The organism is Bartonella sp. Raccoon60 (assembly GCF_002022585.1).
GTDB lineage: Bacteria > Pseudomonadota > Alphaproteobacteria > Rhizobiales > Rhizobiaceae > Bartonella > Bartonella rochalimae.
This window is the reverse complement of record NZ_CP019786.1, coordinates 656,207-680,626: the sequence shown is the minus strand read 5'-3', so window position 1 is coordinate 680,626 and position 24,420 is coordinate 656,207. Positions and strand designations below refer to the sequence as shown.

18 protein-coding genes, 1 tRNA gene and 3 pseudogenes are annotated in these 24,420 nt (G+C 33.7%); 8 read left to right on the top strand and 14 right to left on the bottom strand.

From position 1 onward, the window contains the following. Positions 1-81: 81 nt before the first annotated feature. The 4 genes from Bra60_RS07735 to Bra60_RS03005 all read right to left on the bottom strand — a co-directional run bounded on the left by Bra60_RS07735 (position 82) and on the right by Bra60_RS03005 (position 1,340). On the bottom strand, positions 82-306 hold the full coding sequence (locus tag Bra60_RS07735; RefSeq protein ID WP_078674095.1) for a Tn3 family transposase: 225 nt from the start codon (positions 304-306) through the stop codon (positions 82-84). Positions 307-703: 397 nt separating this feature from the next. Beyond that, the gene (locus tag Bra60_RS07680; protein ID WP_256363462.1) at positions 704-832 is read right to left on the bottom strand and encodes a hypothetical protein; all 129 of its coding nucleotides are present in this window, start codon (positions 830-832) and stop codon (positions 704-706) included. 134 nt (positions 833-966) lie between these two features. After that, positions 967-1,107 carry a hypothetical protein gene (locus tag Bra60_RS07130; protein WP_153300877.1) on the bottom strand — a complete coding sequence of 47 codons (141 nt, stop codon included), beginning with the start codon at positions 1,105-1,107 and terminating at the stop codon, positions 967-969. A gap of 157 nt (positions 1,108-1,264) precedes the next feature. Then, a tRNA-Lys gene (locus tag Bra60_RS03005) sits at positions 1,265-1,340 on the bottom strand. A 448-nt stretch (positions 1,341-1,788) separates the two neighbouring features. Between Bra60_RS03005 and rimO the strand changes: the two genes are divergently transcribed. Next, positions 1,789-3,102: a 30S ribosomal protein S12 methylthiotransferase RimO gene (gene rimO, locus Bra60_RS03000; protein ID WP_078692360.1), complete on the top strand. Its 1,314-nt coding sequence runs from the start codon at positions 1,789-1,791 to the stop codon at positions 3,100-3,102. 41 nt (positions 3,103-3,143) lie between these two features. On the opposite strand, the gene ttcA is transcribed toward rimO, so the two are convergent. The 4 genes from ttcA to Bra60_RS02980 form a co-directional block, all read right to left on the bottom strand. Then, entirely contained in the window at positions 3,144-3,992 is an 849-nt protein-coding gene (gene ttcA, locus Bra60_RS02995) for a tRNA 2-thiocytidine(32) synthetase TtcA (protein WP_078688564.1), read from the bottom strand. Positions 3,993-4,293: 301 nt separating this feature from the next. After that, positions 4,294-4,911, bottom strand: a complete 618-nt coding sequence (gene rpsD, locus Bra60_RS02990; RefSeq protein WP_078673756.1) for a 30S ribosomal protein S4 — start codon at positions 4,909-4,911, stop codon at positions 4,294-4,296. A gap of 163 nt (positions 4,912-5,074) precedes the next feature. Further along, positions 5,075-5,887, bottom strand: a complete 813-nt coding sequence (gene murI / locus Bra60_RS02985) for a glutamate racemase (protein WP_078688563.1) — start codon at positions 5,885-5,887, stop codon at positions 5,075-5,077. A 7-nt stretch (positions 5,888-5,894) separates the two neighbouring features. After that, positions 5,895-6,716 (bottom strand): RNA methyltransferase, encoded by an 822-nt coding sequence (locus tag Bra60_RS02980; protein WP_078698059.1) that lies wholly within the window; start codon positions 6,714-6,716, stop codon positions 5,895-5,897. 288 nt (positions 6,717-7,004) lie between these two features. Between Bra60_RS02980 and sfsA the strand changes: the two are divergent. The 3 genes and pseudogenes from sfsA to radC all read left to right on the top strand — a co-directional run bounded on the left by sfsA (position 7,005) and on the right by radC (position 9,350). Next, a pseudogene (gene sfsA / locus Bra60_RS02975) lies at positions 7,005-7,744 on the top strand (DNA/RNA nuclease SfsA). After that, entirely contained in the window at positions 7,708-8,538 is an 831-nt protein-coding gene (map, locus tag Bra60_RS02970; protein ID WP_078689041.1) for a type I methionyl aminopeptidase, read from the top strand. Before sfsA ends, map begins: the two are co-directional and overlap by 37 nt. Before the next feature lie 17 nt (positions 8,539-8,555). After that, positions 8,556-9,350, top strand: coding sequence for a RadC family protein (gene radC, locus Bra60_RS02965; protein ID WP_078673753.1), 795 nt, complete (start codon positions 8,556-8,558; stop codon positions 9,348-9,350). Between the two features lie 41 nt (positions 9,351-9,391). On the opposite strand, the gene Bra60_RS02960 is transcribed toward radC, so the two are convergent. Then, a complete protein-coding gene (locus Bra60_RS02960; RefSeq protein WP_078673752.1) occupies positions 9,392-9,604 on the bottom strand; it encodes a DUF3126 family protein in 213 nt (70 codons plus the stop codon). A 763-nt stretch (positions 9,605-10,367) separates the two neighbouring features. Here Bra60_RS02960 and tyrS point away from each other — a divergent pair. Together tyrS and Bra60_RS02950 are read left to right on the top strand one after the other, a co-directional pair. Continuing rightward, a complete protein-coding gene (gene tyrS, locus Bra60_RS02955; protein ID WP_078688561.1) occupies positions 10,368-11,621 on the top strand; it encodes a tyrosine--tRNA ligase in 1,254 nt (417 codons plus the stop codon). Between the two features lie 198 nt (positions 11,622-11,819). Next, positions 11,820-12,299: a peroxiredoxin gene (locus Bra60_RS02950; protein WP_078688560.1), complete on the top strand. Its 480-nt coding sequence runs from the start codon at positions 11,820-11,822 to the stop codon at positions 12,297-12,299. A gap of 8 nt (positions 12,300-12,307) precedes the next feature. Here the strand turns inward: Bra60_RS02950 and prfB are convergent. The 3 genes from prfB to Bra60_RS02935 form a co-directional block, all read right to left on the bottom strand. After that, a protein-coding gene (gene prfB / locus Bra60_RS02945) for a peptide chain release factor 2 (protein WP_153300876.1) occupies positions 12,308-13,436 on the bottom strand; the annotation gives its coding sequence in 2 pieces (ribosomal slippage) (positions 12,308-13,366 and positions 13,368-13,436; 1,128 coding nt in all). Positions 13,437-13,586: 150 nt separating this feature from the next. Beyond that, complete coding sequence (locus Bra60_RS02940) at positions 13,587-16,052, bottom strand: penicillin-binding protein 1A (RefSeq protein WP_078688558.1); 2,466 nt, start codon at positions 16,050-16,052, stop codon at positions 13,587-13,589. A 157-nt stretch (positions 16,053-16,209) separates the two neighbouring features. Further along, positions 16,210-17,442: an N-acetylmuramoyl-L-alanine amidase family protein gene (locus Bra60_RS02935; protein ID WP_078698058.1), complete on the bottom strand. Its 1,233-nt coding sequence runs from the start codon at positions 17,440-17,442 to the stop codon at positions 16,210-16,212. A gap of 580 nt (positions 17,443-18,022) precedes the next feature. On the opposite strand from Bra60_RS02935, the pseudogene Bra60_RS02925 reads away from it, so the two are divergent. Further along, positions 18,023-20,604 (top strand): annotated as a pseudogene (locus Bra60_RS02925) (Rne/Rng family ribonuclease). A 77-nt stretch (positions 20,605-20,681) separates the two neighbouring features. On the opposite strand, the pseudogene Bra60_RS02920 reads toward Bra60_RS02925, so the two are convergent. Continuing rightward, positions 20,682-21,298 (bottom strand): annotated as a pseudogene (locus tag Bra60_RS02920) (invasion associated locus B family protein). Between the two features lie 366 nt (positions 21,299-21,664). Between Bra60_RS02920 and Bra60_RS02915 the strand changes: the two are divergent. After that, the gene (locus Bra60_RS02915; RefSeq protein ID WP_236823971.1) at positions 21,665-23,428 is read left to right on the top strand and encodes an extracellular solute-binding protein; all 1,764 of its coding nucleotides are present in this window, start codon (positions 21,665-21,667) and stop codon (positions 23,426-23,428) included. A gap of 21 nt (positions 23,429-23,449) precedes the next feature. Here the strand turns inward: Bra60_RS02915 and Bra60_RS02910 are convergent, their stop codons facing one another. Next, positions 23,450-24,340 (bottom strand): hypothetical protein, encoded by an 891-nt coding sequence (locus Bra60_RS02910; protein WP_078698056.1) that lies wholly within the window; start codon positions 24,338-24,340, stop codon positions 23,450-23,452. Positions 24,341-24,420: the final 80 nt, after the last annotated feature.

The window sequence follows — 24,420 nt, the reverse complement described above, 5'->3', positions numbered from 1 at the left end:
ATTTTACATGTGTTTTTTTAAGGTGCAGGATTCTTAAATAAAGGTTAGGGAATAGGATCTCATATTTTTTTCTAAAATCTATTACGAATCAATCTCGTTTTTTGTTCTTTTTATTGACGCCATCTCACCATCACCCCAGATATTTACCAGTGGAACGCTATTTTGTGCTGCGACCAGAATGGCGTTTGCTTCTCGAATCGTTTCGTCTCTGATATAATTGCTGTCTGTCCAGGTCAGGCGGTCACGCTCTAGTGCCGCGACATCATTACGTAATAAATGGCTCCGGACCGGTGTTACAGGCTTCAGCCATCAGCATTGCACAGATGCTGATATTCAGTCCGAGACGCGGGAGCTTTGCTCTGATGAATAGGTAAAGGTACCGGCGAAATGGATTCGGGCATCGATTTTCAGTATAAGTTCAGGCAAATCAACGCGTGGCAACATATCGGCCATTCGCTGCCACAATACGATCAGTGATGCTGTTTCTTCAATGGCATTCAGAAGACTCAAGATCAGCTCAGTTTTATCGCCATTCTCTGCAAATCTGACTGTCGAGTTTTCCGGTAGTCGGTCCTGCACATCACGATATGTTGAATCCAGTTCTGTTGCGATGAGCCGACAGAGTGGCACTAGGCGCTGATGATAATCCCAGAGAGCAGCAGATTATTGGACGCAGAGCTTCCCATTTCTTACTCATTAAAAGTTAAACGTTATTAGCAGATTGAACAAGTGATGTCACATTATTTACAGCATGTTTCAGTACATATTCGGAAATGGTATTGAAGATATTATCACGAATATCAGTATCAGGTAACTTGTCGTCAAGGATCATCCGACATGCTTTTGCCAGTATTTCTGCTGCACGATCCAGATCTTTAAGTGTTCATTGGTGGTTCCGTTTATTTACCTGGATCGCTTCATTGAACAGACCCCAGAGTGTGTTTCAAGTCATTTAAGTGCATCATCCTACACCGTCACCTCCATACAGCAGAAGAATGCAACAAGCGTAACCAGTTTTCTTTTTTCTGGTAAGCACTGAAGCGCTGTTGTTTTAGCTGTTGAGGCATAACGTACCAGGGCAGCAATACGGGTATCCAGACATAACATGCCTTCCCTCTATACCCAAATAGCGGATAGAAAACACCTAGCAATAGAATCAATAAAAAACTTCAAAAAGGTTCGGGATGAAATAGAAAAAACATAATAAAATCAATGGAACCAAAAATCCCTAACTTTTAGATAACCTGTTGATTTTATTTAAATATGGTGAGCGCGCAGGGATTCGAACCCTGGACCTACTGATTAAAAGTCAGTTGCTCTACCAGCTGAGCTACGCGCTCCCCAAACAAGTTAACCTTGCTTATGGAAATTGGACCGAACATACGATTGACTCTTCATTTGGTCAATACTTTATTAAAAAAATATTATTTTCTAATTTTATTTATTAAAATTCTATTTATTTCTTATAAACTTTTTTCATTCTCTTTTAATTTAGAAGATAAATTATAATATTATATTAATTGCTAGGAAAATAGCTTAAATATGTATTATTTATCATATCAAAATATTCTAAAGTAAATTTCATTGTAATTAATTAATTAATAAGGAAAATATTTATCACTAACGGGAAAAAGATTATAAATTTATATTATAAAATTATCATAAAAAAGTTTTAAATAACTTTATAAAAAATTCTAAAGCCTTTAAATATTTAATTTCTTTTTTGGCTAAAATAGCAGAAATAATGAATCAAATGAGATCTTCATTAGAGAATTTGCAGGAATTATTATGGTAGCGCCTCGTATTAGTTTTGTTTCTCTCGGTTGTCCAAAAGCACTTGTAGATTCTGAGCGCATTATTACACGCCTTCGTTCTGAAGGTTACGAAATCTCAAATAAACATAAAGGAGCTGATTTAGTTATTGTTAATACCTGTGGTTTTATTGATTCTGCTCGAAAGGAATCATTAGCCAATATCGATGAAGCTATCAAAAATAATGGAAAAGTTATTGTAACGGGATGCCTTGGTGCTGAGCCTAATATTATTCTTCAAGCACATCCTAATGTATTAGCTATTACTGGACCACAAGATTATGAAAGTGTTATACGAGCAGTTCATACAGTAATACCTCCAGTTCATGATCCTTTTTTAGATTTAGTACCTCTGCAAGGTATTCGTTTAACACCTCGCCATTACGCTTATTTAAAAATTTCTGAAGGATGTTCTAATCGGTGTAGCTTTTGTATTATCCCTACTCTGCGTGGTAATCTCATCTCACGTCCTATAAGCGATGTTCTTCGCGAAGCAGAAAAACTTGTACTAGCAGGTGTAAAAGAGCTTTTGGTGATTTCTCAAGATACTGGCGCGTACGGGATTGATCTTAAATACGCTGAAAGTGTTTGGCAAAATCGCGTTATAAAAACAAAATTTTTAGATCTTTGTCGCGAATTAGGAGAAATGGGGATTTGGGTGAGAATGCACTATGTATATCCTTACCCTCATATTGATGAAGCTATCGAGCTCATGGCTGCAGGAAAAATTCTTCCTTATCTAGATATTCCTTTTCAGCATGCATCACCAAATGTTTTACGTAATATGAAACGTCCTGCTCATGTCGAAAAAATAAGCCGTAGAATTGAAAGATGGCGAGAAATTTGTCCAGATTTAACGTTACGTTCAACATTTATTGTTGGCTTTCCAGGAGAAACTAATGAAGATTTTAATATGCTTCTTGAATGGTTAGAAGAAGCAAAAATTGAACGTGCTGGCTGTTTCAAATATGAATCAGTAAAAGGTGCTGTAGCAAATAATCTTGGATTAGAAAATATTGCAGAAGAAGTGAAAGAAAAGCGTTGGCATCGTTTTATGACAAAACAACAAAAAATTTCCGCACATCTTTTAAAGAAAAAAATTGGAAAAAGACTTCAAGTTCTGATCGATGAAACACAAGGTAAAATCGCTAAAGGCCGTAGTAAATATGATTCTCCAGAAATAGATGGCGTTGTGCATATATCATCTCGAAAACCACTGCGTATAGGTGAGTTTGTTACTGTTAAAATCGAGCAATCAGATTCTTATGATCTTTATGGCAACGTAATTTAAAAATATTAACAATTTAAACTTATTTTATTAGTAGCTTATAATTATAGTAAATTTTTAAAAGAAAAAAGTTTTTTATCAAGCAAATGACTAGGACGAACATTGGTCAAGGCGCGAATCATGGTGTCTTTACGCCCGGGCATTTTTCTTTCAATATCATTAAGCATTTTTTTCATTGCATTGCGCTGTAAACCATCTTGACTCCCACAAAAATTACAAGGAATGATAGGGAATTGCATCGCTTGGGAAAATTTCTCCATATCTTCTTCAGCAGCATAGATAAGAGGACGTAAAACAAAAAGATCTCTCTCGTCATTTATAAGTTTTCCAGGCATAGCTGCTAATCGTCCACCATGGAATAAATTCATGAGGAATGTTTCTAAAACATCATCACGGTGATGCCCAAGCACCAAAGCAGAACATCCCTCTTCACGTGCAATACGATACAAATGTCCACGTCGTAACCGAGAACAAAGTGAACAATATGTTTGTGTTTGTGCTAATTTATCTGTAACAATTGAGTAAGTATCTTGATACTCAATGCGGAATGGAATCTGATAATAATTTAAAAAATCAGGAAGAATATGCTTTGGAAAACCTGGCTGACCTTGATCAAGATTACAAGCTAAAATGTCAACAGGTAGAAGACCTCGCCATTTTAGATCAAGTAAAAGTGCTAGTAAACCATAAGAATCTTTTCCACCTGATAACGCAATAAGCCATTTTTTTCCTGAAAAAAGCATAGCAAAATCATCTAACGCCTGCCGTATATGGCGCAAAAGCCGTTTACGTAATTTATTAAATTGTACAGTTGAAGGTGCAACCCGGAACATCGGATGACAATCATCAGTTTTTTCTTCCGAAGGATCGCTTGTATCCATATTTTTTTTCATTACACAAAATTTGATTAAGGTTTAATTTATAATATCATAACTATGTATAGTATAATGGCTTAATCCTCCAATGATAAATCATAATGCAGTAGTAGACATAACATAGTCTAAGTCTATGTTAATCAATTTGTACGTTTGAATTATACAAATAAAAAACACTAAAACGCATTGCTATAGAAAATAAGAATAAATCACACTTAGCTTATAGTATTGAAAACATCGCTGCTGCTAATAAATAAAAAATAGCATAACAATTTTTAATATATAGCGAAAATTAAAACAATGATCTCTATATTAAAGCCTAACGAGAGTAAAACTCAACAACCAAATTCGGTTCCATATGAACAGCATACGGAACATCTGCAAAAGCGGGTATACGGGTAAAGGTTGCTTTCATCTTGTTATGATCTACATCAATATATTCAGGTACATCACGCTCAGCTAATTGTATAGATTCCAAAACTAAGACAAGCTGTTTTGATTTTTCACGAACTTCAATCACATCACCTGGTTTACAACGGTATGACTGAATATTTGTACGACGACCATTTACATTAACATGACCATGATTAATAAATTGACGAGAAGCAAAAATGGTAGGCACAAACTTTGCACGATAAACAACAGCATCCAAACGTGACTCTAGAAGACCTATAAGATTTTCACCCGTGTCACCACGGCGACGAGCGGCCTCTTCATAAGTTTTACGAAATTGCTTTTCTGAAATATCACCGTAAAATCCTTTTAGTTTTTGCTTAGCGCGCAATTGAACCCCATAATCAGAAAGTTTTCCTTTACGACGTTGACCATGTTGCCCAGGACCATATTCACGACGATTCACTGGAGATTTTGGACGCCCCCAGATATTTTCTCCCATACGGCGGTCAATTTTATGTTTTGTTGTTTCGCGTTTACTCATCGCATTTCCTTTAAATAAAAAATTAAATCTTAAGGAAACGCACCCTCCTCTGTTTTCAAAAAAGAAAACTGACAGGATAACTCATGCATTAATTGCAAAATCACCCACGGGACACGTTAATTAGTGATTGTTCTCAGAAAAAACACTTTGATTTCTACTTATCTTACAATTTAAAGTCAACTCCCTTCATTACTTTTAAGTGAAATTTTTGCAATAAATTCTCAGTTGCAGGACTTATATTTTGTGATGTAAACAAAGCGAAATCTGTATGTTTCTTCATATTCTTGTTTTGGACATTGATTGGTAATAATGATCTTATATGTTTAGCTATAGCTTTAGCTGAATCGATCCAATCAACGGGCCATAAAGCTTGTTCACGAAATAAGTTAATCAGAAAAGGGTAATGCGTGCAGGCTAATACAATAGTATCAGTTAGTTTACTATTTTTTTCAATAAAACATGGCAAAATTTCATGGCGTAATTCTTCATGATTGACAGGATAACCATGTAAATAATTTTCGGCAAATCCTGCCAGCTTTTCACTTCCGACAAGCTGTACATGACATTGATCAGCAAAAGAATTGATTAATTCATGTGTATATGCACATCTAACTGTGCTAGGAGTTGCTAATATTGAAATAACACCAGATTTTGTTTGTTCAGCTGCTAATTTAATTGCAGGGACAGTTCCTACAAAACGAATATTTGGAAATGCTCGTCGTAAATCTTTTATCATTAATGTAGAAGCTGTATTACACGCAATCACACATAAAGCAGGATTATAAAGTTCTAAAAGATATGTAAAAATCTTTAAAATACGGCGTTTTAAAATCTCTTCTTCCCAAATTCCATAGGGAAATCCTGCATTATCAGCAATATAGATAAATTGGTATTCGGAGACAAAAAGGCGTACTTCTCTTAATATCGTTAATCCACCAATACCACTATCAAAAAAAAGAAGAGATTGTTTACTCATTAGGTATTCACATTTGTTTTAATTTTTTGCGGTCACGCCCTTCGGGGGCTCCACTCCCTCGTGGAAATTTAGGAGAAAAATGATCCAGTGAAGATATAACACCTCGTAGGAGCTGAATTTCAGACTCACTAAAATTTGCGCGTGTAAAAACAGAGCGTATATTGGTAACCATTACTTCTTTACGTTCTTGAGGTCTAAAATATCCACGAACATCCAGAGCATCTTCCAACTGTGACAAAAAACCATGCAGTGTTGCTTTATCAGCTGGTTTGAGCTCTACTGCATGAAAAGCTGTATCATTCGAATCTTCCAAACCTGATTTCATCCATTCGTAAGCTATTAATAAAACAGCTTGAGCTATATTAAGTGATGCGAAAGCAGGATTAACTGGAAAAGTAATGATCTCGTCAGCAAGGCTAATTTCATTATTTTCCAATCCCCACCTTTCTCTTCCAAATAAAATACCTGTCTTATGGCCATTATTCTCATAATAACGCAAAATATTTGCAGCTTCCACGGCACTTTTAACAGTTTTAAAACCACATCTTTCACGTGCTGTTGTAGCGTAAACATAATTTAAATCTGCAATTGCATCGCATAATGTATCAAATATTAGTGTATCATTAATGATATGATCTGCTTTGCTGGCTGTCGCTCTAGCTTTTTCATTTGGAAATATTTCTCGTGGTTTAACAAGTCGAAGCTTCGATAAACCAAAATTAGCCATTGCTCTTGCTACCATCCCAATATTTTCTGATAATTGTGGCTCAACTAAAACAATAATTGGGCCATTCATTACATTTTGACCTTTTCTATTTGTTCCAGCCATTCACTTCACCAGTTTCCATAAATTATGCCTTCATTATTTTTAAATAAATATTTCATGAAATAACCTTATTGAAGGTAACCATAACTAATTTATTTTTGCAAATGATGCTATTCTATTGATTGAATAATCAATAGAAATAATGAATTTTTAAAGAAAAATAACTAAAATATTTATAACAATAATACCTTAATTACAAAGGCGTTATTTAAACACTAAGATAACATTAGTATAATTCTTCAATTATTATCTGAGTTGAATTAAAAGATCATACACTTTAATAAAGGCTGTATGCTCTTTGTTTCTAAACTTCATCCTGCAAAACTCATTTGTCGTTATAAACGCTTCCTTGCTGATGTCAAAAAAGTGATCAACACATCTTTACGGTTTCTGTTCCTAATACTGGTTCGATGCTTGGATTAACAACTTCTGATTCTAATGTTTGGCTTTCATATAGTGATACCCCAAAACGGAAATACCCATATCGATTAGAAATTGTTGAGGCAGATAATAACTTAGTTGGTATTAATGCAACTTTAGCAAATAAACTTGCTCTGGAAGCAATTCAAAATGGGTTATTGCCTGAATTTAGTGATTATAAAACAATTTTAAGCGAACAATGCTATGGGCAATCACGTATTGATTTTCTCTTACGTAATAATGATTTATCTGAATGTTATTTAGAAGTAAAAAATGTCCATTTCATACGACAAAAAGGTTTAGCAGAATTTCCCGATACCATAACGAAACGTGGTGCACGTCATCTTGAAGAACTCATAAAAATTGTGCAACAAGGAAAACGAGCTGCTATGCTCTATGTAATTCAACGAGAAGATTGTTCAGCTTTTACAGTTTGTCATGACCTTGATCCCATTTATGGATGTAAATTTGATTTAGCATTAAAATCAGGGGTAGAATTTTATGCTATAAAATGTCACGTAAGTGTTGAGGGTATTTTTCCGATTCATCAAGTAAAGATAGAAAATAGAAAAAAATGGTTAGTTATGTTGAATATAATAAAGCTCCCTTAAGATTTAATGGACAAATCCGTATTTTCGATGATTACGCTTTTTCTCAAATGCGTAAAATTGGTCGTATTGCCGCAGAATGTCTGGATGCTCTCACCGATATTATTAAGCCTGGTATTACAACACGAGAAATTGATAACTTTGTTTTTGTTTTTGGGGCTGAGCAGGGTGTTTTACCCGCTGATTTGAATTATCACGGATATGAGCATGCATGTTGTACATCCATTAATCATGTTGTTTGCCATGGCATACCAAATGAAAAACCCTTGCAAGAAGGTGATATTGTCAATGTTGACGTCACATTTATTCTTAATGGTTGGCATGGAGATTCGAGTCGTATGTATCCCGTTGGACAAATCAAGCGTGCTGCAGAACGCTTAATACAAGTAACGCATGAAAGCCTTATGAGAGGAATAGCTGTAGTAAAACCTGGAGCAACTACAGGTGATATTGGTGCTGCCATTCAACATTATGCAGAATCTGAACGCTGCTCCGTTGTAAGAGATTTTTGTGGACATGGAATTGGCCAACTTTTTCATGATGCGCCAAATATTTTACATTATGGAAAACTAGGTGAAGGCGTAGAGCTTAAACAAGGCATGATCTTTACTATTGAACCTATGATTAATCTTGGCAAACCAGAAATTAAGGTTTTATCCGATGGTTGGACTGCAGTTACCCGCGACCGTTCTCTGACAGCACAATACGAACATACAATTGGCGTAACAAGTGAGGGATGTGAAATATTCACTGAGTCTCCTAAAAATATTTTTTATACTTTAAATTCAAATAATTAAATAAATATAGAAATACCATGGCAAAAAAGACCTATAAAAATGTAAGCGCCAAAAACAGTCTCTTTGAACTAACATCAAGTGTTCCATCTCACCCAGTATCACAAACGAATAATAAAAAAATTAAGAAAAATTCAAAGATAAATAAACATTATCAAGGACATCGTGAGCGTCTTCGTAAACGCTATTTAAAGACGAAGGGTAATGCAATTGAAGATTATGAATATCTTGAACTATTGCTTTCTCGCACTATCCTTCGAGCCGATATAAAACCGATAGCTAAAAATTTATTAGCGAGTTTTGGTTCATTAGCTGATGTATTAAAAGCTGATATTCATCGTCTTCAAGAAATTGAAGGATGTGGTCCGGCTACTGCTGTTGATCTAAAAATTATTTCAGATGTAGCAGGACGCTTAGCGCGTGCACAATTATATAAACGTGATATTTTTTCTTCATGGGATAAAGTATTAGCTTATTGTAAAGCTGTGATGGCTCATGAAACGCGTGAACAATTCCGTGTGTTATTTCTTGATAAAAGGAACGGTTTGATTTCTGATGAAGTACAACAAACTGGAACTATTGATCATACTCCCGTTTATCCTCGTGAAGTAATTTCTCGAGCTTTGGAATTATCGGCATCAGGATTGATCTTAATTCATAACCATCCTTCAGGTAATGCTTCACCTTCTAAAGCAGATATATCAATGACATATAGATTAAAAGATGCTGCAAATGCATTAGAAATTACTATTCATGATCACATTATTATTGCCCGTAATAATTATACAAGTTTTAAAGAGCTGAAGCTTATATAAAATTCACTTAGAGAGAAATTTCATTTAATCACAATTATGTATTAATTATCTAAGTCGATACTTAATATAGCCATAGAAAAATTGTAAGATACTTCACCGTCATCTTCATCGCGATAAATGACACCTAGAAATTCATCTCCAATATAAACTTCGCAAGAATCATTTTTTTTAGGCCGAGCCTTTATTTGTAAGGACGAATTTTGAAATTTGGTTTTAAAATAACTATCAAGTTTTTTGATCTCATCAACATTCACTGCACTCTCCTCTATTTTGAGATGATCAACTTAATGCATTATTGTATCAATAAGCTGCTTTTATTACTATTTATAAAGATAAAAGATTTAGTCTAAATCCTCAATCAGTAATCCATATATAAGAAAGATTACTTTTTATAAACTTCATTAAATGACCTTTACACAAAATTTGTAATGCTAAAATTTATTCGATAAACACATAGCAGAAAGGCTCTTCCTCCTATGTATAAATAAAAGCCAAGTGCTTATTATAATCTTTTAGAACTGGTTATGATAGATTACATATTTTATAAAAATATCACGTATTGTTATTTATTTTTTATAAAGTCTTACGAAAAATTTTTGTTGAGATTTTTACTCATTTCAATATAAAAACTAAAAAAATATAATTTATTCAATAAATTAGTATTATTGATATCCTAAAGTTAAGATTATAAATTCATTTTAAGTCCAGTATCATAAATTTTAATTATTATAACTATTTGTAAATCTCATAATTGTGATTATTGTAATTTTTTTATAAAAGCTCGTATATTGCCTTTTATTAGAAGCGAGCAATTACATTGTGCATTAAAATATAAGACTTTGATAAGGATTCAAAAGAATAAAAATATATATCATTTATATATTTTCTCCTTTTATCAGTCTGTCATTACACATTCGCTGAAATTTCCCGTTTCTTGTGGATTGTGTATTATTTGATATAAAAATTGTATTAAGTGCATAATATATAAGTAATATATAGTTATAGGGAATGAGATCCATGTATGCTTTTAAATCTGAGTTTTTGCGTATTATAAGCGAACGGGGATTCATCCATCAAATTTCAGATGAAAAAGGCTTAGATGACCTTTTTTTAAAGGAAACTGTAACTGCTTATATTGGGTTTGATCCTACAGCTTCAAGCCTACATGCTGGAAGTCTTCTTCAAATCATGATGCTTCATTGGTTCCAAAAAACCGGTCATCGCCCTATTGTATTGATGGGTGGTGGAACAGGCTTAATTGGTGATCCTTCCTTTAAAGATGAAGCTCGGCGTCTTTTAACACACAATGATATTGCTCAAAATATCATGAGCATTAAAAAAATATTTACGAGCTACTTAACATTCGGTGATAACAAAACTGATGCATGTATTGTGAATAATGCTGAATGGCTATGCAATTTGAGCTATCTAGAGTTTTTGCGCAATGTGGGGAAATATTTTTCAGTTAATCGCATGTTATCATTTGATTCTGTACGACTGAGACTCGAACGGGAACACTCTTTATCATTTCTTGAGTTCAATTATATGATTTTGCAAGCTTATGATTTTGTAGAGCTTAATAAACGCTATGGCTTACGGGTACAAATGGGTGGTTCCGATCAATGGGGTAATATTGTAAATGGTATTGAATTAGGACATCGCTTAGGAACACCGCAATTATACGCATTAACTTCACCATTGCTTACAACTTCTTCTGGGGCGAAAATGGGTAAGTCACTCAATGGTGCTATATGGCTCAATGCAGATATGCTTTCTCCTTATCAATTTTGGCAATATTGGCGTAATACAGAAGATCTTGATGTTACACGATTTTTGAAGCTTTATACTACATTACCAATGACTGAAATTGCCAAACTTTCTGCATTAAAAGGTACTGAAATTAATGAAGCGAAAAAGATTCTTGCAACGGAAATTACAGCAATGCTACATGGCCGTACTCTCGCAAATGAAGCGTTAGAAACAGCACGTAAAACCTTTGAAGAAAAAACATTTGGAGAAAATCTTCCAAGTATTAAAATCAATGCTACAGAGTTAAAAGTAGGCATTGGATTGCTTACTCTCTTAGTACAAGCAGGGCTCGCTACATCAAATAGTGAAGCACGTCGATATGTTCAAGGTGGTGGTATACGTGTAAATGACCAAATTATTGAAAATGAAACACACCTTATTGTTGAAAAAGATGTCAATGCAGATGAAGTAATTAAGCTGTCTTTTGGTAAGAAAAAACATGTTTTAGTTAAGCCAATATAATATTTATAACTATTTTAGTTATATGAGATAATTTTCTAGATTGATAAATGAAAAAGTTTATATTTTAAGATGAATATCTCTAATTCATTTTTTGATTATATTAGTACACTATATTATGATAGAGAAATTTTTTTGAGCAATTCATCCTAATGTTCACATCTTATAAAATGGCTTTATGTAACAGATAGAGATAATGTAATGACAAAGTTAATGAAAGGCGATACCGCTCCTGATTTTAATTTGCCGCGTGATGGTGGAGGTCAATTATGCCTTTCCGATTTTAAAGGAAAATCAGTTGTTTTATATTTTTATCCAAAAGATGACACGAGTGGATGCACAAATGAAGCAATTGATTTTACCCGATTGAAAGAGAAGTTTGATGAAATCGGAGTCGCAATTATTGGTATATCTCCAGATAATATTGCTAAACATGATAAATTCAAAGCAAAGCATAAACTTGATATTATCCTTGTTTCAGATGAAGAAAAAACTACACTTGATGCTTATGGTGTTTGGGTTGAAAAAAGCATGTATGGATGTAAATATATGGGTGTTGAACGGAGTACTTTTCTAATTGATTCAGCTGGAAAAATCGCTGAAGAATGGCGTAAAGTTTGTGTATCTGGACATGCTGAAAATGTTTTAGCTGCTGCACGTGCTCTGCGTGTTGTACAATAATGCTACAATTAATTAATATCTTTCAGTTCTTGTTTTTTTCCATGAACACGTTGAGCAAGTGCTGCTTCTATGAATGTATCTAGATCACCATTGAGTACAGTTTGTGGATCAGCATTTTCAACTCCTGTACGTAAATCTTTAACAAGCTGATAGGGTTGAAGAACATAAGATCTAATTTGATGTCCCCAGCCAATTTCTGTTTTAGACGCCTCAACCGCGTTAGTTGCTTCCTCTCGTTTTTTTAATTCTTCTTCATAAAGGCGTGCACGTAACATCGACCACGCTGTTGCCTTATTTTTATGTTGGGAACGCTCCGTTTGACATTGAACAACAATACCAGTTTTTATATGCGTAATACGTACTGCGGAATCTGTTGTATTAACATGTTGCCCTCCGGCCCCTGATGCACGATATGTGTCAATACGAACATCTGATTCTGATAGATCAACTTCGATATTTTCATCAACAACCGGGTAAACCCAAATACTTGCAAAGGAAGTATGCCGTCTTGCATTTGAATCATACGGCGAAATACGAACTAAACGATGAACACCTGATTCAGTTTTTAGCAAACCATAAGCATTATACCCTTTTACAAGAATAGTAGCTGATTTTATACCTGCTTCTTCACCATCATGAGTTTCTAATATTTCAACTTTCATTTTGTGTTGTTCAGCCCAACGAGTGTACATACGCAAAAGCATAGAAGCCCAATCTTGGCTTTCTGTTCCCCCTGCTCCAGCATGAACTTCTAAATAAGTATCGTTTGAATCTGCTTCTCCCGAAAGGAGCGTCTCAATTTGTTTCTTGTCTATTTCGCTTTTAAGTTGACGTATTGTATTTTCAGCTTCAGTAATAATTTCCACGTCATTTTCTTCTTCACCCATTGCTATTAGCTCAATACATTCTTCAAGCATTTGTGTGAATAACTGAGTGCTATTCATCGAATCTTCAAGATTTTGACGTTCACGCATCATATCTTGTGCTTTTTGTGCATCATTCCAAAGCGATGGATCTTCTGCTTTTTGATTGAGATACTCAAGACGTTTTAATGACTGATCCCAGTTAAAGATGCCTCCTTAGCAAACTAATCGCCTGCTGAATTTCATTAACTAATGTTTCTATTTCTACTCGCATAATTTAATACCTGAGCCATTATTTTAAATAATAATTTTTTTGAATTTTTATTCTAATAATTTTACAAAGTTATTTATTAAATCTCAATTATGAATAACTTGGAAAATATTATTTATATTTGTTTATCCTATCAGAAGAATTTCTTTTCAATTAATATAATCCACCGCCACCATCTTGAAGAGCTTTATTAACTTGTGGAGAAGTAGTGACTGTTGGAATTCCTTCTTGAAAAAAGTCTGTTCCACCAATCACTTGATATATATCAGCAGGGCCAGTTCCTGGTTTAAATGCTTCTATAATAACATCATTATCTCCTGCTTGAGCAAACATACCTGTTTTGCGATTAATTGGTATTAAAATCATATCTTCTGGTACTTTAAATGGCACATCTGGTTTACCTTGCAAAGCAGCTTGTATAAATTCACTAAAAATTGGTATTCCTAATGAACTTCCTGTTCCGTTATGCCCCAATGAAGCCGGCTGATCATATCCCATGAAAACACCAACAACAAGGTCAGGTGTAAATCCTATGAACCATATATCTTTAGAATTATTGGTTGTACCGGTTTTACCAGCGATATGCCGATTAAGATAACGTAAACGCGCAGCTGTACCACGTTGAACAGCCCCCTCCATCATCGATGTAATTTGATAAGCTGTCATAGAGTCAAGAACTTGATCTCGTTCATCGATTAATGTTGGTTCGCTTTGATTATCCCACGATTGAACATTACAACTTTCACATAGACGATTATCATGACGGTAAATAGTTCTGCCGTAACGATCTTGAATTCGATCTATAAGAGAAGGTTCAATAGAACGTCCACCATTAGCAATAATTGAATAAGCTGTTACCATCCGTAAAAGTGTTGTTTCTCCAGCTCCTAAAGCCATGGGAAGATAAGGTTGCATTTTATCTGTAAGACCAAAACGTTCTGCATATTCAGCAACAAGAGACATGCCCATATCATTGGCAAGCCGTACAGTCATAAGATTACGAGAGTGCTCAATTCCATAACGTAATGTAGAAGGTCCTGCAAATGTACCACCATAATTTTTAGGTCGCCAAATTTGCCCATTAGTTTGACGTATTTCAACGGGACCGTCTAAAATGACTGATGCTGGTGTATATCCATTATCAAGCGCTGCAGAATAAACAAAGGGTTTAAAAGCAGAACCCGTTTGGCGATAAGCTTGCGTTGCTCGATTAAATTGAGATTCAGAAAAAGAAAATCCTCCTACCATTGCAAGAACCCGTCCTGTATGAGGTTCCATAGCAACAATAGCCCCTTCAATTTTAGGAATTTGTTGTAAACGATAAGTATCATTCTTATTTGATACTCTTTCAACAAAAATAACATCTCCAACTTGCAAAACATTTGATAAATTCTGAACAGTTTTCCGATGACCATTTTTGTCAATAATATTCAAAGCCCATTTTGATTCAGCTTCGGATAATGTCGCAATTTCTTTTTTTTGTGATAGTAAACCTGAATTTTGACGCTGTGGTTGTAAACCAATCTCTACTGTATTCATCTCTGCAGAAAGAACAACTGCTAAACGCCACTCAGGTATATCACTTAATCCAGGAATATCTCTGAGCATAATATCCCAATCATCTTTGATATTGATATGTTTATAAGGTCCACGCCATCCTTGCGAATGATCAAATCTAATTAAACCATTTCTCAAAGAACGTTGCGCAATAAGCTGAAAATTTGGATCAAGTGTTGCACGAACTGAAAGCCCACCCTCATAAAGTGTTGTAGCTCCATAAAGATTCATTAAATGACGGCGTATTTCTTCAGTAAAATAATCAGCAGCAAAAACATAGCTATCACGACCACGCATGACTGCTTTCAAAGGCGTTTCTTTAGCTTTCTTACCCCGTTCTGATGTTATATATCCATTTGCAACCATTCTATCTATAACCCAATTTCTCCGATCAACGGCGCGTTGTATATGTTTGAATGGATCATAATTTGCTGGACCTTTAGGAAGAGCAGCCAAATAAGCACATTCTTCTAAAGTAAGCTCACTCACAGGTTTATTGAAATAGGTCAACGAAGCTGCTGCAACACCATAAGTACCTCGACCAAGATAAATTTCATTGAGATAAAGTTCAAGAATATGGTCTTTTGAATAAGTTTTCTCAATACGCATTGCTAAGATGGCTTCTTTTAATTTACGCTCAAGTGTTGCGTCCGAACTTAAAAAGAAGTTTTTAGCAACCTGCTGTGTAATAGTTGAAGCTCCTTCTGGACGTTGGCCAGAACCAATATTCATAATGTTTTTGATTAAAGCTCTAGAGAGCCCTGCAGGATCTAAGCCAAAATGATGATAAAAATTTTTATCTTCAGCTGAAATAAAAGCTTCTGTAAGAATTTTTGGTATTGATTTGATAGGTAAATAAAGGCGATGTTTGGTAGCAAATTCGGCCATAAGACGGCCATTTGCAGCGTGAACACGACTCATCACAGGTGGTTCATATAATGAAAGAACTTCATAATCAGGAAGCCCTTTAGCTTGATTAGGAGTTATTATTACCCACATCATAACTCCACAAAGTCCAATAACTTTAGAAAAACTCAAAAAATATCTAAAAAAAATTATCATTGAAATGGGTATCACTTTCTTTAGAATTTATTAGACAGAATATACTTTATTTATCACTAATGAAATGTTATTTTCACTAATAGTGAGACAAATGTAAGACTATTATTTACTTTTCATATTAAGATAATAATGTTGTTTACTCTATCTCTCCATATATTTAAAGAGACTGTATAGTTTTCTGTCGATCTGCCGCAAATTGGCGAATGGAATTTGCAATAGCAATAACCATTTTTTCTCTCCATTGAGAATCATTTAATAATTTTTCATCCTCTTTATTAGATAAGTAACCTATTTCTATTAAAATAGAAGGAATATCTGAAGCTTTTAAAACTAAAAAATCAGCATATCGATGAGGATTATTTATCAAATTGATTTTACTTTTTAATAAGTTTAAAATAACACGATCAGCGAAATCAATCGAGAACATTTGAGTTTCACGTCGAGTAAGATCAATTAAAATATCTGTGACCTCAGGTATTTCTTCTGCTATTAATCCATCAAGAAAATCTACTTTGTTTTCATGATCAGCTAAAGACTTTGCAATTGTATCAGAAGCTTTCTCAGAAAGAGTATATACTGTAGCACCACGAAGAGAACGAATCTTAATACTATCTGCATGAATGGATATAAAAAGATCAGCATTAAAATCTTGTGTTTTTTTGACTCTTTCGCTTAATCTTAAAAATTCGTCAGAATCACGTGTTAAGATAACATGAATATTGGAGTCTTTTTCTAATTCATCTCGTAATGCACGAGCAAAAATAAGTGTTATATTTTTTTCTAAAATTCCAGTAATACCTCGTGCGCCACTATCAACTCCCCCATGACCAGGATCAAGAACAACGCGAAAATGATTTTCTGGATTTATTCGTGTTTTTATACCATGATGAATTTTTTGTTGATTTTTCAGTGCTTCGTTAAAATCTTTTTGTGAACTTTGAGTAATATCAATTAATATTTGCCATAAGCCATTATTTAATTTTTCCACCCTACTATTTTTTATAGAAAAAGTAGTTTTACTCGTAAAAATAATACGTGAAGCCTGCGTATCAGAAAAATCATAATGTACATCTAATAGCATATCCGATAAAATATTTTTTTTGCTTGGAGATTTATTTTGCGTTGAAAAATCAACTATAGGTAAATTAATCACCAAACGTGTGGGTTTGTTTAAAATCTCTAAATGAAAATTTGGTTTAGCATTAAAAACTGCAATAATACGTGTAGATGAGTTAATATTAACGGTTTGCAAATTAATAAATTTTAATGCATGTGCGGCTTTAATGTGAGGCTGAAACATTAAAAAAAATAGTAAATAGCATGCAAAATGCAAAAAAACATTCCCATAACCACCAATTTTTGGCTTTTTATTAAAAAATCGTCTAATCATAAATGAAATGCTTTTTTGTATTCGCTATTGATTTTAAAGTATATATTTATATTTTTCAATTTAAGCGTTGAATCTTTTAGCCACAAATGTCAAAAAAATCAAACTCAAGACAGTTATTATATTGTATTATATATTCAGAAGTTACATTATTACTTGCCAAAAGCATAATATCAACATAAAAGGGCATATTAAGATTCTTAGGTAATGTAACCATCTGGTATTAGAAAATTATTGATAATCCATGTTAAGTTGTCTTTAAAAGGTTTATCACATATTATGCGTTTGCGCTTTTTATAAGTAAAAAGTCTTTATTCCTCAATACAGTAGGATTACGTAATTTAAGATTCATTGGTTTGGTTATCCGAACTGTTTTCGAAATTGTTTTGCCGGAGACTTCAAAATATGAGTCATATAAAACAGACAAGAGTAATGACAGTAAATGCTATAATGTGTTTACGTATAGCAGTCTGTTTTGTTATATCGGCCCCCCTTTTTTATGGCAGACAGTCCTTTATTTTTGCAAATAGTTATACTGTTTTTTTTAATAAAGTTACACATGTCGCCTTCAGGATTTTAGCTTATGTCAAACAAAATGCTTATCGATGCCTCTCATCCAGAGGAAACACGTGTTGTTGTCGTTCATGGTAATAAAATTGAAGAACTTGACTTTGAGTCAGAACACAAAAAACAACTTAAAGGTAATATTTATTTAGCGCGTATTACGCGTATAGAACCATCACTTCAAGCTGCTTTTATTGAGTATGGTGGTAATCGCCATGGTTTTTTAACCTTCGCAGAAATTCATCCCGATTATTACCAAATTCCTATTGCTGATCGACTTGCTCTCCTTGAAGAGGAGAAAGCCGCTATTAACGAAAATTATGAAGATGCTCCCATTGAGGAAACAACTTCAAATAAAAAATCCTTAAAAAAAATAAAAGTAATAATGTTATAGCAACGAATATTGAAAATGATGTTATAGCTGATGATGTTGAAGAAATACTTGGCTTTTCTAATAATGACATAGAAATGGTTGGAGCAGAAGATGTACTTGAAGAATTACCTGCCTATCCCCGTAAACAGGGGCGTAAATATAAAATTCAAGAAGTCATTAAACGTCGTCAAATTTTATTAGTTCAAGTAATTAAAGAGGAGCGTGGTAATAAAGGCGCAGCACTCACGACTTATTTATCTCTAGCGGGTCGCTATTCTGTTTTAATGCCTAATACAGCTCGAGGTGGCGGTATTTCACGAAAGATTACCAATATACAAGATCGCAAACGTCTTAAAGATATTGTAAAAGAACTAGACGTTCCAAAAGGCATGGGAGTTATTTTACGAACAGCTGGAGCAAATAGAACAAAAGCTGAAATTAAGCGTGATTATGAATATCTCATGCGTCTATGGGATACTATTCGTACATTAACACTTAAATCAACGGCCCCGTGTTTAATTCACGAAGAAAGTAACCTTATAAAGCGTTCTATTCGTGATCTTTATAATAAAAATATTAATGAAATTCTTGTTTCGGGAGATCAAGGATATCGTGAAGCTAAAGATTTTATGCGCATGCTTATACCAAGTCATGCGAAAGTTGTTCAACCTTATCGTAATCCTACTCCTATTTTTACACATAATGATATCGAAATTCAGCTTGATAAAATGTTGCACCCGCAGGTTAGTTTAAAATCTGGAGGTTATTTGGTTATTAACCAAACAGAAGCACTTGTCGCTATTGATGTAAATTCTGGTCGTTCTACTAAAGAGCATTCTATTGAAAAAACAGCATTACAAACTAATCTTGAAGCTGCAGAAGAGGTAGCACGCCAATTGCGGTTGCGTGATCTTGCGGGTTTAATTGTAATTGATTTCATTGATATGCTAGAAAATCGTAATATTAAGCTTGTTGAAAAAAAGTTAAAAGATTGTTTAAAACACGATCGCGCTCGTATTCAGGTTGGTCATATCTCACATTTCGGCCTTATGGAAATGAGTCGTCAACGGATTCGTGTATCCGTTCTAGAAAGCACTACACAACCTTGCCCGCATTGTGCTGGAACTGGAAATATACGCTCTGAATCATCGATCGCTTTACATGTGATGCGTTCGATTGAAGAATATCTTCTCCACAATTCGCAATATAATATTATTGTACGCACTCCTGTAACAATAGCACTCTATGTACTAAATCATAAACGCCATATTCTTGTTAATTTAGAAACACGTTTTGGGCTCAGTATTAACATTGAAGCCGATGATAGTGTTGGAACACAACATTTCACTATTTCTAAAGGCTCAATAGCAAAAGAGGCCCCCCTTTCTTCAACAGTTATTGAAGATAATGATACAAAAGAAACTGAAAATTCTATCTTAATAAAAAGCAAAATCGTTGACAACAACAAACAACGTCAGCATAAAAATCAACAGATGGAATCTAATAATGGTAGTATTTTTCCTGCTACTCATAAAAATGATACTCCCAATGCTGAAGATACTCGTCGCCGCGGGCGTCGTCGTGGACGTCGTGGAGGTCGGTCTAATCAGAGTAATAACTCTCAGTTTCGTATCTCCTATGCAGAACCTGTTGGAGATTTTGCTAAGAAAGCTTTAGAAGAAATTAAAGCAGAACATCGCCAGCATTATAATGTTCCAGCTGCTGAAACTGTTGGATTTAGTAAAGATAGCTATTATAAAAACGATTTAAACGGTATACAGAAAAATAAAACTAGAGAGGCCCATACTGCTATTAAATCTAAGAAGCGTAATGTAAAAACTTCAGAAATTTTACAAAATAAACAAGTCCTTACAAATGACAAAAACGTAACAATACCAAAACCAGAACTTGTTGAGGAAAAATTAGTTACCAAGTCTAATCGAAAAACTAAAATAAAAGAAATAAATGAAATCGCAAATGAAGTGATTTCTACAAATACAAAAAAGTTAGCACTGAAAATACGAAAGAAAATAGCAACTAAGAAATCTGTGCAAACAACTGAAATGACAGAACAAGAACCTGTAATTGAAAAAACTGTTGAACATATTTCTTCTTCAGTTGTAACAACACCCACTGAGCCTGTTGTGACATCATCAGAAGTTGAAACTAATAAAAAAACTGAGCGTGTAGGTTGGTGGAAACGTAAAGGTTTTTTCTCAAAAAAATAATTAATTAAAAACCGCTATAAAATATTTTATAGCGGTTTAAACAGATAAATATTAAAAGATAACTTAAAATTTCTTCTTTAGTTGGCTGTTTTTTTTGCTTTTTCTTGTTCAGCTCTCATACGATCTTCAATCTCTTTTTGCTTTGATTGAATAGCTTTCTGCAATTTTACTTGTTCTTCTTGGAAAGCTTTTTCATCCATACCAGGGCCTGTATATGCTGCAGTAAAACCCTTAAGAGAAAATTCTACAGGATTAGCTGCTCCACGCACATTAACAGTAGTTATAACCATTTTTGAACCAGATTTCATAGCAGAAATAAGCTTATCATCTAAAGCATCGTTGGCAATACAGCTAGTTGAATTACAAACAACATAAGGAATTTTTTAGAGAAATCATTTCCAATTTGAATATGAACGCCTTCTGGTAACAAACGCCCTGTAGGTATTTGAAGGCCTATGCGTCGTTCATTTTGTTTGCCTTTTATTTCAACTAAATTAATAGCTGTTAAAGGCTGACCAGTATCTGCTACAACTGTATTCATCGTATTACAAATATCAACATCATGCTGTTTATTGCAAACTTTATACCATCCTTGGGATAAACTCTGTGCATTTGCTGGAGTATGGATGGTAAGAAAAAAAGCAACAGCTCCAGCTAATACTGAAACAGAAAAGTAAGTATTTTTATGCGACATGATTAAGTTAATCCTTTCAATACGCTTTCAGAACAATTTCTAAAATATAATAACTTCCAGATAGGACATTAAATATAATTTTCAATAAAGTATAATTAAATTATAGAATGGTATTTCTCTATTTTCTTACTTTAGCACAAAGAAAAAACTAAAATATAGAATAAGTAAAGCTCATTGAATAACTAATTAACTTTTTATATACTATATATAGCATATTTTTTATCTTATTGGCTTTTTTTTCACAGTAATACACAAAATATCCTAATCTTTGAAATATATTAAAGAATCATCGCTAAATTATAATGAAAATAAAATTCTATGTCGTGCTATAGCGCTCATTATCTTAAATTTTTTCTTACTTTTGTAATGTTCTTTTGTTGTCATAATGCTATAGCACATGGTATTGCTATGCATGGATTACCAAAACTATCTGATAATTTTGACTATTTTCCTTATGCTAATCCTAATGCAAATAAAAAAGGAAAAATTACCTATGGAGTTGTTGGAACATTTAATGGACTAAATCCATTCGTCATTCGTAGTTTTCGTACAACTGCACAAGGTCTTGTGGCTAATGAACAATTTTCTGGTCTTGTCTATGAAACAATGATGGTACGTTCCCGTGATGAGGCCTTTACGCTATATAGTCTTCTTGCGGAAAAAGTTGAATTAAATGATGAACGTACTGAAATTACTTTCTTTCTTAATCCAAAAGCTCGTTTTTCAGATGGAAAATCTATAACAGTCGAAGATGTTTTATTCACAGTTAATCTGCTTAAAGATAAAGGAAGACCACCTTTTGATCGATATATGAAACGCATAGAATCTATAGAAAAAATTGGTTCTCATGGCATTAAAATGCGTTTTCCAAACTCTAAAGATCGTGAATTTCCACTTCTTTTGGCAAGTGTAATGCCAATATTGCCAAAACACGCTATTAATGTTGATGATTTTGAAAAAAACGGTTTAGTTAAAATTCCTGGAAGTGGCCCTTATATTATTGAGCATGTTGATCCAGGTGAACGAATTATTTACAAACGCAATCCTGACTATTGGGGCAAAGATCTTCCTGTTAATAAAGGACTAAATAATTTTGATACCATTCAAATAGAGTATTTCCGCAATGATACTGCACACTTTGAAGCTTTTAAAAAAGGCCTCATTGATATTTTCATTGAAACCAATCCAAATCGCTGGCGGCTTTCTTACAATTTTCCAGCTGTTCGCGAAGGGCGAGTTATAAAAGAAAATTTTTCGAAAGGTACACCTGTCGATCTTATTGGTTTTGTTTTTAATACACGCCGTTCTATTTTTAAAGATAGAAAAGTACGACAAGCACTTTCAATGCTTTTTGATTTTGAATGGATTAATAATCGCCTTTTTAATAATATCTATGCCAGAACAGAAGGTTATTGGGATGGGTCTGTTCTTTCATCTGTTGGAAAACCAGCAAGTGAAAAAGAAAAAGAACTTTTAGCACCTTACCCTGATGCTGTTCTTCCTGAAGTCATGAACGGACATTGGCATATTCCTAAAACAGATGGATCAGGCATGGAGCGTCAATCTGCTCAAAAAGCCTGGACGCTTCTACAAGAAGCAGGTTTTACTAGAAAAAACAATAAAGCTATTACTCCTGATGGTTTACCTTTTAAATTTGAGATTATGACTCAAACATTTGAAGAAGAGAAAGTCGCCCTTGCATTTCAGAGTACTTTATCGCGGCTTGGTATTGATGTTGAGATAAGAACTGTTGATGATAGTCAGTATCAAAATCGCTTAGGAACATTTGATTATGATATGATTATTGGCAAATTAAAAAATTCTCTGTCGCCAGGCAATGAACAAATAAATCGGTGGGCTTCTATTTCTCGAAATTTGAAAGGAAGTTTTAATTTTGCAGGAACTTCTGATCCTGCTATAGATGCTATGATAACAGCAATACTTGATGCACGCTCAGATGCTGAATTTATTGCAGCTGTACGTGCTTTAGATAGAATTTTGATTTCTGGCAGTTATTATATACCGCTTTATCATTTACCTGAACAATGGGTAGCAAGATGGTCATATCTTAAACATCCTACTTATACATCATTATATGGCTATCGCCTTCAAACTTGGTGGCGTGAGTAAAAAAATATAAATGAAAACGGCCTATGAAAAATATTGCAAAATAAAAGTATCAATATAAAAGTATATGCGATGTATAATACTTTTTTTCTTGTTTGGAAGCATTATATTGTGTATCTCTTTGTAAGCTTTACACTCTGAAGGAATTTCTTTTAGGTGTTGAAAATACCAAGATTCATCACCTGTAGTGAACTTTTTTATAGTACTCAGCACTTCTTCTTTAAAATCAGAGGAAAGAAAACCTTCATATAGAGTCCTGAATTCATTTTTTAATGCGGGACTTAAAGCGATCGCATCTTTTGCCCAACTAAAGTCTTCGTCTTTCCAAGAGAAATTTTCACGCAATACAGGCCCTATATCACTTTTTTTTAATACATCTTCTTGTGTTTTGCACACAAGGGCAGCCTGATACAGCTCCAAATAAGAAAACGCCTGTGTCATCTTTTCTGACTGAAATTTGTTCCAATATTTTAGTGCTTTAATCTGTTTTTCTTCATATTCTCCTGTTACATATTCTTTTGCTATAACACGCTTTTCTAACAGTGAGTGCACAATCTCTATTTCATGAAAAATCACCATACTTTCTGATAAAAGGTTAGTTATTTTATTTAAAACTTTATTTTTGTCATCAAAAATATGTTCAGGTATAGGAGAATTTTTAGCTCTCTTTTCACGAATTATATTCGTAAAAAAGTCATTTTCTTTTTGAAGAGAATCATTTTCATTCTGAATAATTTTCTGTTGCTCTATAAGATATTTGAATCTCTCATCAAGAGTTAAACCAGAAAGGGATTGCTTTAGGGATTGTTTTAGCGATTCTTCACTTAAAATAGCCTCAGCATAAGCATACTTTACTCTAAATATTATACTGAGTAACAAAAGAGCTATAATTAATAATTTTTTTGTAATAATCATATTATATTTATTTCTTTTTAAATTATTTAAGGAAATTATTACAATATTATACGCATCAATATAAATAATAAATATATTAT